At 38.3% G+C, this 13,429-nt stretch carries 7 protein-coding genes, 1 tRNA gene and 4 pseudogenes; 3 read left to right on the top strand and 9 right to left on the bottom strand.

The genetic code is table 11. From position 1 onward, the window contains the following. Positions 1-3 precede the first annotated feature (3 nt). The 6 genes and pseudogenes from murQ to nagZ form a co-directional block, all read right to left on the bottom strand. Positions 4-909: an N-acetylmuramic acid 6-phosphate etherase gene (gene murQ, locus ACEWFH_RS06920; RefSeq protein WP_473727231.1), complete on the bottom strand. Its 906-nt coding sequence runs from the start codon at positions 907-909 to the stop codon at positions 4-6. A gap of 11 nt (positions 910-920) precedes the next feature. Continuing rightward, entirely contained in the window at positions 921-1,976 is a 1,056-nt protein-coding gene (locus ACEWFH_RS06915) for a DUF871 domain-containing protein (protein WP_473726644.1), read from the bottom strand. A 17-nt stretch (positions 1,977-1,993) separates the two neighbouring features. Then, positions 1,994-3,366: pseudogene (locus tag ACEWFH_RS06910) on the bottom strand (PTS transporter subunit EIIC). Between the two features lie 51 nt (positions 3,367-3,417). Next, positions 3,418-4,136, bottom strand: a pseudogene (locus tag ACEWFH_RS06905) (GntR family transcriptional regulator). Between the two features lie 210 nt (positions 4,137-4,346). Then, positions 4,347-5,602, bottom strand: a pseudogene (locus ACEWFH_RS06900) (exo-beta-N-acetylmuramidase NamZ family protein). Positions 5,603-5,616: 14 nt separating this feature from the next. Further along, the gene (gene nagZ, locus ACEWFH_RS06895; RefSeq protein WP_473726643.1) at positions 5,617-7,695 is read right to left on the bottom strand and encodes a beta-N-acetylhexosaminidase; all 2,079 of its coding nucleotides are present in this window, start codon (positions 7,693-7,695) and stop codon (positions 5,617-5,619) included. 336 nt (positions 7,696-8,031) lie between these two features. Between nagZ and ACEWFH_RS06890 the strand changes: the two genes are divergently transcribed. Then, positions 8,032-8,107, top strand: a tRNA-Ala gene (locus tag ACEWFH_RS06890). 45 nt (positions 8,108-8,152) lie between these two features. Here ACEWFH_RS06890 and ACEWFH_RS06885 read toward each other — a convergent pair. Further along, positions 8,153-8,611 (bottom strand): YndM family protein, encoded by a 459-nt coding sequence (locus ACEWFH_RS06885; RefSeq protein WP_473726642.1) that lies wholly within the window; start codon positions 8,609-8,611, stop codon positions 8,153-8,155. A gap of 100 nt (positions 8,612-8,711) precedes the next feature. Next, positions 8,712-10,310 carry a sodium:solute symporter family protein gene (locus tag ACEWFH_RS06880; protein ID WP_473726641.1) on the bottom strand — a complete coding sequence of 533 codons (1,599 nt, stop codon included), beginning with the start codon at positions 10,308-10,310 and terminating at the stop codon, positions 8,712-8,714. Positions 10,311-10,727: 417 nt separating this feature from the next. Between ACEWFH_RS06880 and ACEWFH_RS06875 the strand changes: the two genes are divergently transcribed. Further along, the gene (locus tag ACEWFH_RS06875) at positions 10,728-11,468 is read left to right on the top strand and encodes a hypothetical protein (protein ID WP_473726640.1); all 741 of its coding nucleotides are present in this window, start codon (positions 10,728-10,730) and stop codon (positions 11,466-11,468) included. A gap of 215 nt (positions 11,469-11,683) precedes the next feature. On the opposite strand, the gene ACEWFH_RS06870 is transcribed toward ACEWFH_RS06875, so the two are convergent. Next, a complete protein-coding gene (locus ACEWFH_RS06870; protein ID WP_473726639.1) occupies positions 11,684-11,920 on the bottom strand; it encodes a hypothetical protein in 237 nt (78 codons plus the stop codon). Positions 11,921-12,088: 168 nt separating this feature from the next. Here ACEWFH_RS06870 and ACEWFH_RS06865 point away from each other — a divergent pair. After that, positions 12,089-13,395 (top strand): annotated as a pseudogene (locus ACEWFH_RS06865) (alkaline phosphatase family protein). Positions 13,396-13,429 lie beyond the last annotated feature (34 nt).

The raw sequence follows: 13,429 nt of genomic DNA, 5'->3' as shown, positions 1-13,429 counted from the left end.
CTCTCACTTTTGAGTGAACATCTGTATTGCTTCTTTTAATTTGCCGTTATGTTGATCTAGAAACTGTTTTGCTTCATTTGGAGCTACTCCTGTTATGAGCTGAAAGATCGCTGCCTTGGTATTGCCTTCCTGATCACGCAATGCTTCTTCAGCTTCTTTTTCTGACACACCCGCAGCTTCCACGATTATATTTTTTGCACGCTGTCTCAGCTTTTCATTCGTAGGCTGAACGTCCACCATCAAATTGCTGTAAACTTTTCCCCATCTAACCATGCTAGCTGTACTAATCATATTAAGAACAAGCTTTTGAGCCGTTCCAGCTTTCATACGGGTAGAGCCTGTAACGACTTCTGGCCCTGTTATAATAGGAATACTTATATCTGCAAGCTTCTGCATGGGTGAATCTACAGCACATACGAGTGCAGCCGTAAGTGCTCCTTGTGATTTTGCATAATCTATTGCTCCCAAGCAATAAGGCGTTCGACCAGATGCTGCAATCGCAACAACAACATCTTTATTCGTAAGATTCAGTTGTTGAAGATCGGATTTACCCAGTTCTGGATCATCTTCTGCTCCTTCAATGGCATGCTGAAGTGCATAATCACCACCTGCAATCACACCTACTACCAAGCTTGGGTCGGTTCCATAGGTTGGCGGACACTCTGACGCATCTAATACGCCTAATCTACCGCTCGTTCCTGCCCCGATATAAATTAGCCGCCCTCCATTTTCCAAGGCTGTGACCACTTTTTCTGCTACCTTACTAATTTCACTTAAAACAGGAGTAATACAACTGGCTACTCCAAGATCGGCTTCGTGTATTTTTCGGACCACTTCTAATGTTGAAAGTTCATCAATGTTTAATGTATCTGGATTCCTTTTTTCTGTAGCCAATTTGGTTAAGTCCATCATGATCTCCTTTAAAATTGTTGATTTAAAAGCACAAACTTCTGCCCGCTGCCCACGTACTTTAACAATGGCAAGCTTTCTTTCCGTACCGTTCCAACTACATTCATTTTTGGATTGGCCGGCAATTCTTCCAAACAGATCTGAAGCTCACCAGCATATCTGTCATACAATTTGTTATCTATCGTGATTGTTCCTTTTTTAAAACAGGTTAAATGATGAATCTCTTGATCAAATTGAGAACGGACGGTTCTAGATTCAACCGAACGAATCACGTATTGTGCGGCATCCATTCTATTCGTATGAATCGTGTTAAAGAGGTGCTCATATCCATTGTTAATGTCCACATAAAGCGGAACTGCGCCATCCACTAAGTATCCGATAGCCCTCAAAGTCTGGTCAGTCAGATTTAAATCTCCTACACAAATCTTGTCTGTACTCAGTTCGCCGAGTTCAAGTGCTGCATGTACAGGTGTTGTATATCTGTGATTCTCAATCGTAGGAAGTCCTTCTTGCAACGGCCCGCGTAATGAATCATCACCTTTAATAAAACCCATTGTTTTTATTCCGTTACGGTGGAATAACTCATTGCGTTCTTTCACTGAGTGACTTGAAATGCCTGTGTATGGTTTTGGATAAAAGTTGTGCCAAGCTTCTGTTTGATTCACTTGAAGTCCCGCGTCTACTAGTTCCTTAAGCTGTTCTTCATCAATAGTACTCGCGTTCAGTCCAATTTTTAAAGAATGGGACAGCCAAGTAATCTGCTTAGCTGTAAACCCATAATCCATCCTGATTCCTGAGATTCCCCAATCTTTTAACGAAGGAAGCTCATCAAACGTTAACCCTAACCGTTCAAGGGAAGCAGGAGAAACATCAGCCATTACTTCCATGTGAACTTCTTGAGCTGTTTCACCTAACCATTTTACTTGTTTAATAAAATCAACATCTTTTTCTTCTGGAATATGAAGAGAAGTAAAGATGTACTGAAAACCGTTTTTAGCGGCCTTTTCCATCCAGTGTTTATTGAATGTATCTGATTCGCTTAAATAAATTGAGATTCCATAACACAAAGAGCGTTCACTCCTGTTTAAATGTCTTTTGCCATGCTCTCTTTAAATCCAAATGTCCATGTAAACAAGAATCCAAAGACATAAGCAATGACTAAACCTACTAAATATAGAACCATTTCATTTGGATTAACTAAGAATACGAGTGGAATACCGGATACACCTATCGCGATTGTTGCTACTTCATAAAATGCTTGGAATGCTCCTCCTACTGCAGCTCCTAAACACGCCGTTAAGAAAGGACGACCGAGCGGTAATGTAACACCAAAGATTAAAGGCTCACCAATTCCTAGCATACCTACAGGAAGTCCGCCCTTAATAACTTTGCGAAGTCTTTGATTTTTCGTTTTGAAATAGATCGCGAATGCCGCACCTACTTGACCTGCTCCACCCATTGCTAGAATTGGCAATAATGGATCGTCACCAATTGTATTGATAAGCTCCATGTGAACCGGTGTTAAACCTTGATGAAGTCCTGTCACAACTAATGGTAAGAATGTACCTGCTAAAATAAGTCCAGAGAAAATACCGCCAATATCAATTAAGTTTAATAATCCTTTTGTAATGAGATCTGATAAGAAACCGCCAACAGGCTGAAGAACGAACAACGTTGCAAAACCTGTAATCAGTAGTGCAAGTGTAGGTGTTACGATAATATCAATAGATGGATGAACAAACTTTCGAATTCTTTTTCCAAGAATGCAATGAGTACTGCAGCAAGCATTACCCCGATCAAACCGCCGCGCCCTACAACAAGTGGATCACCAAAAAGTGTAATGTTGGCTAGACCCGGGTTAATGATTAAAATACCGGCTGCACCACCTAGTGCCGGAGTCCCGCCAAATTCTTTTGCTGTATTGATACCTACAAAGACTGCCAGATAACTAAAAACACCCCAACCGATTAAGCCTAGCATTTTAATAATTGCAGATTCCGGATCCGCATCCATTCTTATCGCAACGTTTGTGATCCCAGCAATCAAACCTGAAGCAACAATTGCAGGAATTAACGGAATGAAGATACTAGCAATCTTGCGTAAAAATTGTTTAAAAGGTGTAGCATTTTTCTTATTGATTGAATCTTTGTTCATACGTGCCATCTGTTCAAGATCCATTGGGTTCGTTTCATCCACAGATTCAATGTTCATACCCGTTTCTTCACTCATAGCTAGTGTGACACGGTTTACAATCCCAGGCCCAACAATAATCTGCAAGGTATCATCTTCTACAACACCCAGCACACCATCTACATCTTTCAAACCTGCTAGATCTGCTTTTGTCGGGTCATGTAAATTCACCCGAATTCTTGTCATACAATGCATCAAAGACTGGATATTTGATGCACCTCCAAGCTTTTCAATGATGCTATGAGCCATTTGCTGCTCTTTCCCCATTATCCTTCCCCCTCTTAGTAAACGCTTTCATTTTTATATAAAACGCTCTATTTAGCGTTTCATATCAATCATAAATTTGTATCGGTCACCTCTATATACTGAATGTACTAATTCCAAAGGCATTCCATTCGTTAAAAAGGTTTGTCTTTCGATTAGAAGTACAGGTGCACCTTTTGTTATTTCAAGTATTTCACTTTCCGTATCACGTGCGACCGATGCTTCTAAGCTTTGTGTCGCATAGTCTATTTCGAAGCCCGCACTTTCTACCTGTGAATACAGTGAGCCTTCTTTTATATGAGATTTTTGTAGATAAAGAAGATGAACAGGAACAAAAGTGGTTTCAATCGCCATAGGAATATCATTTGCAAGGCGAACCCGCTTGATCTCATAAACTTCTTGGTGTTCCGCAATTTCTAAAGCGTTTGCCAGCCTTTGATTGGCCTGTATGGTATGAAAGGATACAAGTTTTGATGCTGGCCTATATCCCCGAGACCTCATATCTTCTGTAAAACTAGTAAGTCCTAGGAGTTTCTGCTCGATTTTTTTGCAGACACAAAGGTCCCTTTTCCTTTTCGACGTGTTAAGTATCCATCATTCACAAGATTATTTATCGCTTGACGGACAGTCATTCGACTAACTTCATAGTTTTCAGCAAACTCTCGTTCGGAAGAGATCATCGTTCCAGCTATCCATTCTCCCTTATCAATCTTTTGTTTAATTGCTTCTTCAATCTGAAAATAAAGAGGCATTGGTGATTTTTTATCGATCATAAAAATGGTTCAACTCTCCTTACCTAAAAGATTCCTTGCACCTGCTTTTACTTTGAGTAGTTGCATCTTAATGAAATGGAGTGTTTCATGTCCACTCTCCCTTACTACTTTATGCCAAGCGTATCATTGTTATAACTAGTTGTCTATACCAGTCAGAAAATTCAAATAAAATAAGCTAAGGCTAAAGAATACAGCCTTAGCTCTCTAAGATTAATACAATAAATATTGGGCTCTTAAATTTTTAAATTCCTCCAGTTCATCATTGTAACGGGAGACGATTTCATCAACACTGCGCCCTGATTCAATATAGTCTCTTACCCACCCATTTCCAACTAAAAGGTCAAAGAAAGAGATTCCTCTACTGTCTACTGCGCGGAATTGAAAATCATTTGGGTATAGATCATGAATCGCTTTAACTAAAGTGATTCCAGTTAGAACCGGTTGGAATAACTGATCATCCGTCACATGAATCTCTACACCATGTGAAAGCTTTCCAACGTGTTTTGAAGATGCAGGGATAAAGGATGCTGAACGGAACTTCACTCCAGGTAATGCCTCATCGTTTAGTTTTTTCGCTAGTTCATCTCCATTAATAAATGGAGCTCCAATTAACTCAAATGGTTTAGTCGTTCCTCTTCCCTCTGAAACATTCGTTCCTTCGATAAGCGCACTTCCTGGATAAACCAGTGCTGTGTCTTTTGTCGGCATATTTGGAGAAGGAAGTACCCACTCAAGTCCGCTATCTTCATATGCCCAAGATCTTTTCCAACCTTTCATTTCAACTACTTTCAAATCAGCTCCAATTTCAAATTCTTCGTTAAATAAGTTGGCCAATTCTCCTACAGTCATTCCGTGCCTTAGCGGAATCGGATATAATCCCACAAACGAGGAATACGCAGGATCTAACACTGGACCTTCAACTTGCTCTCCGCCAAGTGGATTCGGTCGATCTAAGACCACAAAAGGAATGTTGTTCTCTTTTGCAGCTTCCATCGCATAAGCCATCGTGTAAATGTATGTGTAGAAGCGAGTTCCAACGTCTTGAATATCAAATACAAGAACATCGATTCCTTCAAGCATCTCAGCAGTAGGTTTTTTTGTTGCTCCGTATAAACTATATACCGGAAGACCTGTTTTTGGATCTGTGTAAAACTCAACATACTGACCAGCTTGTGCACTGCCTCTCACTCCGTGTTCAGGACCGTACAATGCTTTCAACTCAATGTCAGGGTGATTGTATAAAACATCAACGATGCTGTTTAAGTTGCGGTCAATTCCTGTTGGATTTGTAATTAAGCCTACTTTTTTCCTTTTAAAACGCTCATCTCAGTTTCTAACAGTCTCTCTAAACCAGTTTTAATGTTTTGCCTATGCTCGAAGCTTTTATTATGATTGGTAGCTTGTGCACCAGGTAGTACTAAAGAAAACATTAGCAACAACGTTAAAAAGATTCCCCATTTTTTCATCTTCTTCTCCCTTTTTAGTAGCTTAATCCATGACCAAACGGATAGAGAACACTTTCTGCATCTTTATAAATGGTAATTGGCAGTTTTCCTGACGGGTTATTCATGCCGAAAATCGTTTCTGCTGCAGCTCTAAAGCTCACATCTCTAAAGCTGTATTGAGTGATATAAGCTGAAACTTCTGGAAAAGCCATAATATCGTATGGATTTCGAATGCCCACTGCAATTGTTTTTTCTGGAACAGCTGCAATCACTTGATTGACCATTTGCATTTGAGGAGAAGATGGCAAGCGTCCAGAAACGTTAAACGTATATGTTCCGAGTATGACTAAATCAGCATTCTGTACTTTTTGCAATTGTTCTTGTGTTAAAGGCTTAGCCGTTTTAATCAATTCAACTGATGAATGATGAGTAGACAAAGCTTGTTGAAGATTTTCGCTATAAGTGTTTCCTACTACAACAATGGATTTCTTTTCAGCTTTGTTAACTGGCAACACACCATTGTTTTTAACTAGCGTTATTGATTTTCTAGCGACTTCATTCTCTAAATCTTTATGAGCTTTGTTTCCAACTACTTCTTCAGCGTGTTTAATTTTCTCATCAATTGGTGATTCACTAACTTGTTTATAAATACCTCGTTTAGCTTTTAACGTTAACAAGCGTTCAACAGATTGATCTATTCTTTCTTCTGTAATTTCACCTTTTTCTACAGCATTATATAATCCATTTGCAACTTCTTCTAAACCTACTGGCATTAAAATGATATCTGTTCCTGCATTAACAGCTCGTATTACCGCATCAACTGCTCCAAAATGATCTGCGATAGCTTTCATATTTAATGCATCGGTTGAAATAACACCATTGAAACCCATCTCTTCTCTTACCAAGTTTGTTAGAACTTCATGTGACAATGTAGCAGGTAAGTTAATTTCCGTTCCATCCTTTTTCGAAATTACTGTTGTAGGATCAATCTTAGGGAACGTAACATGAGCTGTTAATATAGCATCAATTCCGTTGTTGATCGCTTGTTGAAAAGGATATAATTCAACTTCTAACAGGCGTTCTTTCTCATGTGGAACTGAAGGCAATCCTAAGTGTGAATCAACAGACGTATCTCCATGACCTGGAAAGTGCTTTGCAGTGGCTGCCATTCCAGATTTTTGTAACCCTTTGATATAAGCTATCCCTAAATCAGCAACAAGCTGAGGATCTCCACCAAATGATCTAACACCAATAACCGGATTATCAGGATTATTGTTTACATCTAATACAGGGGCTAGATTCATGTTTATTCCAAGCGAATGAAGTTCAGAGCCTATAGCATGTCCGACAGATTCCGCCAGTTCTGTTGATCTTGTTGCACCAAGCGCCATATTTCCTGGGAAATCGGTACCACTCTGCAAACGTGTCACAATTCCGCCTTCTTGGTCGATTGATATCAATAATCCGTAGTCTTCATTCGCCTTTTTATACTCATCAACAAGTCTTGTTGTTTGTTCTGTAGTCACTACATTCTCACGGAAAAGGATCACTCCGCCAAGATGATATTTTTTCACGAGCTCTCTGATTTCATCATTCATCTCTGTTACGTTTTTTCCGTTCCACGTACGAAAATCAGGCATTAACATTTGTCCGATCTTTTCTTTCACAGACATAGATGCAATAGCTTTTGAAATAAGGTCGTATTTTGTACCTTCTTGTTTTAATAACTTTGCCTCTCCATCTTTCACATGAATTCCAATTCTGTCGAAAGATTTGCCATCTGTTACGACAATAAATGTTCTGCCATTCTTTCCACTTAGACTTACAACACCTTCATTATTAACGGATGCAACAGTCTTGTTTAATGAACTCCATTTCAGATTTTTTGTAACTTCCACATATGTTCCATCTTCATTAGCCAATAATGCAGTCAAATCGATGGTATCTTCCAAGATCTCTTCAGTAAGCTGAGGCATGTTTTGAGCAATAATTAGATTATTTCCATCATTTTCTTCAGCTGATACAGAATCAGATTTACCAAACCCTGCAAACATTGGGACGATTAACAAAGTAATTAATAAAAGATGACGAAACTTTATAAAAACCTTCAACATATGTACCTCCCTTTATTTTTTGGTAGCGCTTTCTTTCTTTGTCACTTTTCGGTAGAAAAAGTGCGGTTCCTGTCGTAAGGAGACAAAACAGAACTTAAGTCCTTCAGCCTTCTAGGACTAGTTGTCTATACCAGTTTTAAAGTGTATATATTCAGGTAAAAAAGACTTATATAAAAAAGCTTCATCCATTCTTGGACAAAGCTTACACACATTTTTTAAAATGAGAAACAATCTTATGTCATTGTTTGAGTAAAAGAAGTTTATTATGCAGATTTATCCAAAAAAGCTTGCTCACTTTTTGGATAAGCTTTATAATTTTCTATGTCAGTAACAATTGGGGGCTTAGCTCAGCTGGGAGAGCGTTTGGCTGGCAGCCAAAAGGTCAGCGGTTCGATCCCGCTAGTCTCCACCATACATAACAGTCCAAAACCCTTGAGGAATCAAGGGTTTTGTTTTTTTACTCATCTTTATTCTTTTTCCCTCTTGGGTCTTGTTCCTCTGCAAATTCCGTTGCATATCGGAGACCTGGTCTGAATCTTCTATGTTGTCTTTGTTTTCGCTCAGTTCCCTTTACAGAGATATGTTTAAGTAAGTATTGATGAACAAATACTTCTGTAGCTGTAATGATCCCGGCTGATATCACGCTTCCCCATGCAATTTGCAGATATCCATTTAATAAAATCGAACCAAAGATCCAAACCACTGTGTAAGCCAATAAAAACTCAGCCATTAAGGTGTTTGTTTTTCCGATACGAGGCAAAAGAATACGATCTGCAATAATATAGGTAATCACGGTTGTCGTTACAGCGAACGATACAATATCACTTATGGTTGCGTCGAAAAACAAATCCAAACCTATCCAAAAAGCAATTAAGCACACGATGAATTTCATGATAATGACTTTTGCTTGTTCCATATAAAAAAACCTCCTTCGTCTGTTCTAGTTTGCAACAAAAAAGAAGGTTCATACTTCACCTGTAAGAAGATCCCTTACAATGTGCAAGGGATCTTTTAAATTACTCGAAAACAGCCGGAATAACCGTTCCTTTTTCTGTTTGTTTTTTTACACTTGTACTTTTATCGAGCAAACTAACAATGATAAAGACAGCAGCGGATAAAGGCAGTGCGTAGAACAAAGGATCGATGTGAGTCCATGGAAAAGGAAGTATTGTTGCCTTACCGAACAAAGATTGAGATAAACCGATAGCTGCAGCTTCTTTAAGGTGTAAGAACAAGAATCCGATGATACTCACTGTAAAACCTACAATCATACTTGCTGTAGCAGCTGCTTTCGTTGCTCTTTTCCAATATAGTGCTCCAATGAGCGCTGGCAAAAAGCCAGCAGCACAAATACCAAACCAAAAAGCAGTCGCTTGGGCAATAATACCGGCTGGAAGTAAATAGGCTAAGATGACTGCAGCAATGACTCCAATAAGAACTCCAATTCTTGAAGGACTAAGTTTTGAGCCGAAAAGAGTTTGAACGCCAAGAGTCTTTAATATATCCTGGCCGAATGCTGTTGCTTGAACGTGAATTAATGAACTGATTGTAGAAATGGTCGCTGACAATAAGGTTAAAGTAAAAAGGTAAATAAACCAGTCAGGCATAAGCTGATTAATAAAAATAGGAATGATCAGATCCACATTTCCTTTAGCCGCAGCTAATGCAATCTCACCTGTATTTTCATAAAAATACAGGTTGCTTAGTGGTCCGATGACAAATGCAGCACCTGTCATAAAAAAGATAAAAATTCCACCGACCAAAACAGAGCGATACAAAGCTCTGTCATCTTTTACGGTCATACATCTCATGGCAAGCTGAGGCTGCGTAAGAACACCAACACCAACTCCCATAATAATTGTACTTACAATCGTCCACCAAAGCGGAGAACCAAATTCAGGCATGCTTGTCCACCCCTGATGTCCTTGGTCGACAAGAGCCTGTGGCACGAGGTCCTTCATCGCACTTAATCCACTGTGACCTTCTGTAATACCGCCAACTGCTTGGTACGTAACAAATAAGAATATCGCCATACCGATTAACATCACTATTGCACCGAAAGCATCTGTGTACATGACGGCCTTAATACCACCTGTAACTACGTAAATACCTATAATTGCAGCTAGAAGAATAAGTGCCAGGTTGAAGTTCATAGACATTGATTCTTGAAGGAAACGCCCTCCGCCGATCAAAACAATGCTTGTATAAGCAGGCATTAAAATAAAAATCATGCTTCCTGAAAAAACGGTTATGAATTTAGAATCATAACGTTTTCCTAGAAGGGTAGGAAACGTGGTCGCATTTAAATCTAATGAAAGCTTCCTGATTTTCGTTCCAAATATCGCAAATGCTACGAAAATCCCAAGTACAATATTGAGAAACGCAAGCCATAATAAACTAAATCCATGAGCTGCCGAAACGCCTCCAAATCCAACAATCGCTGAAGTACTAATAAAGGTTGCCCCATAGGATAGCGCCATGATTGCTGGATGGATGTTTCGTCCACCTACCAAATAATCTGATTCTGTTACAGTTTTTTTGTATCCATAATACGCAAGCCATGACATGATTCCCATATACACGATAAGTATCGGAATTAAGACGGCAAAATTCATTATGAATCATTGCCCCCTTTATTCCACATGATCCCACCGAAAACAACACAGCCAATTGCAGAGATGACAGTAGCAATCCATACAATGGTTATTACTCCATCTTCCATTCCAAGCAGAACAATCTCCTCCTTTAAGTATGTGGATTAAATATGCTTATTCTATGAAATAATTTGTTAGCGCTTACATTTGTATGTATGACTTCCTTATCTTTTTTCCTTTCTTCCTCCTTTCACTGAAATCATTGCCTTATTTTTATGTTTTCTTTTAAGAAAACAAATTCCCTTTATTATTTTTGGATTTTCTTTCTATTTAAAATTAGCTTGTAACATTCATGAAATATTTTTGTAATAATCATGAAACCATTTTGTTTCTTACCTCGTCTAATAAGTAACAAGATGTTCATGAGGGGAAATGAAATTGAAGAAAAGAAATCATGCGGTGATCTTTGCTACAGCAACCCTACTAACTGTTGGAATATTAAATTATAGCGATTTTGAAAGTAAGGCAAAAGCAACTGACCAAAACGTATCCATTAAAAACGAAGTATTAACCCCTGAAAAATCAACTGAATATATCCAAGTGAAACAAACTGAAGTTAAAAAAGATGATGATACTGAAACATCAGCTTCTTTAAATACTTCTAGCCAACGTCAATCAGAAGATGAAAACAAGAGTATTGAAAAAGATCAGTCATCCGCAAAACCACAGACCAACAAAGCTGAAACGAAACCTGTTACCAATCAAGCTGTCGGAAATAAAAGTGTAACTCAAAATGAAGAAACTCAGGCACAAACAACTATGCCTGAAACAAAAATCATTGATGGATACACGTATGTTAACTTAATGAATCGAGCAGATGAAAATTTAATGGATTTAGTGAGTATTGCTAAAAAACACGATGCAACATTGTATGCTATTGAATACAGCGATTGTTTTGCGATGTTTGACAACATCAGTAATGAAGCTATAGTGATGTTTAGCACCGGTTCCCGATCGGCATCTGTGGATAACGCTGAAATTTTATACGACATGCATCCTTATATAAAAGATCAGATTCAGGGTGTAGTAGAAACGGGAGAAGAAGCGATTGTGAAGATTGGAGAATTTGAGAGCTATCACATTTCAAAAGTCGGCGGAAACATTCAAATATCATTTTAACGTATAGAAAAAAGCCCAATTAAGGGCTTTTTTTGTTATTACTTTTTTCTTAACCTCATTCAATGCTACTACCTTTAGTGCTGTCAGCTCGTCATCAGTAACCTTTTCTAACAGCTTTTCATACACAGTCATCTTTTCTTGTTCGTTTAAACCTTTACTTACTTTCTCTCTAATTGCAGCTAATTCTTGAACGGAATACCGATCAGAGATAAATTTTACTGCTTCATTCTTTGTTGTAAAAGGAAGTTTCTTTTAGGAATCTCACCTGTTTCGATGTACTTTCGAATTTCTGGATCCTCAAGAAGTTTGTTAATTTCACCTTCATTTGAGGTTAATTCTTTCGATATTTCAATCATTGCTTTTTCAGATGCGTAATCCACTGTGTACAAATATCCTGCTACACCTAAAACGATAAAAAACATCAAAACAACGCCTGACCACCATTTAATCACGTAATCACCCATTCATAATGAGATACTACATTCATAACATAATTTACAAACTTTGGAAAGGACAAGTCTTCATTTTTTATATTTTCATATAGCCTTTACACTCGTTTTCTTTGCATGTGCTATGATTTACCATAGAGTGGATAATCTTAGTATTTCTGGAGGAATGTTATGTATCGTCTTACCAATCATTTAGTTGTAATTTCTTTTGATTGTCTGTCTTCTCTTGATTTTCCTATGCTGGAGCAGCTTCCTCATTTTAATGCTTTCCTTAAGCGGGGATCACACTGTAAACACGTTGAGACGATCTACCCTTCTGTCACGTACCCATGTCATACAACAATCGTGACTGGAAATTATCCGAAGAACCATGGTGTTGTTAACAATACGTTTCTTCAACCTGGAAGAGTCTCTCCAGATTGGTTTTGGCACCGTAAACATGTGCGAGGGACAACTTTATATGACGAAGCTAAAAAAGCGGGGCTGAAAACAGCCGCTTTATTATGGCCAGTTACCGCTAGAGCAAATATTGATTACAATATGCCTGAAATATTTGCGAACCGTAAGTATCATCATCAAATTCCCGTTTCGCTTATAAATGGAAGCAAACGATATCAACTGGATATGAACCGACGATTTGGTCATATAAGAAACGGATTGAACCAACCTGAACTCGATGATTTTGTACTAGAATCCACTGTACATACCATTAAAAATAAAAAACCTCATTTGTTACTTGTGCATTTCGTTGATCTGGATTCACAGAGGCACTATCATGGCTTTTCTTCAAAGGAAGCGATGGATGCTGTTAAGCGACATGACAATCGTCTTGGAAAAATCATACAAGCCTTAAAAGATGCTGATATTTACGATGATACAACAATCGCGGTCTTGGGCGATCATAGCGCTCTAGATGAGTACAGAGCCATTAAACTCAACGTCCTATTCAGAGAGAAACAATTAATTAATATTGATTCAAAGGGTCGCGTGCAAAATTGGAAAGCCTATTGCAAAAGTTGCGACGGATCAGCATATATTTACATAAAGAATTCTTCAGATACACATACAAAGGAGGTAGTTAAGAAGCTGCTAGAGAATTTAGTAAACGATGAAACAAATGGCATTGAAAAGATTTACAGTCAGAAAGAAGCAGCTGCAATGGGGGCTGATGAAAATTGTTCCTTTATGGTAGAAGCAAGACAAGGCTTTTATTTTAACGAAGAATATGAAGGTGCCTTTTTAAATGAAATAACAGATCGGGATGTAAGAGCAAAACGTTACACACATGCCTGCCATGGCTATTCTCCAAAAAAGAAGACTATACGACTATTCTTATGTTAGCAGGTAAAGGCATTCAGCAAGATGTCGTTGTTCGTTCTATGCGTTTAATTGATGAAGGACCTACATTCGCAAGGTTATTAGGTCTTAACTTAGGACAAACAGATGGACAGGTTATAAAGACATTTTTAACTCTTTGATCACTTGAAATCTGCAATAGAAAGGACAAAAAAC

The organism is Fictibacillus sp. EA-CB0309 (genome assembly GCF_055814265.1).
Note: the sequence above shows the minus strand (reverse complement) of the source record. Positions and strands in the feature narration are given on the sequence as shown.

Coding starts and splice junctions, on each gene's coding strand:
- murQ (WP_473727231.1), bottom strand. CDS start 909: ATGGACTTAACCAAATTGGCTACAGAAAAAAGGAATCCAGATACATTA.
- nagZ (WP_473726643.1), bottom strand. CDS start 7,695: ATGTTGAAGGTTTTTATAAAGTTTCGTCATCTTTTATTAATTACTTTG.
- ACEWFH_RS06885 (WP_473726642.1), bottom strand. CDS start 8,611: ATGGAACAAGCAAAAGTCATTATCATGAAATTCATCGTGTGCTTAATT.
- ACEWFH_RS06880 (WP_473726641.1), bottom strand. CDS start 10,310: ATGAATTTTGCCGTCTTAATTCCGATACTTATCGTGTATATGGGAATC.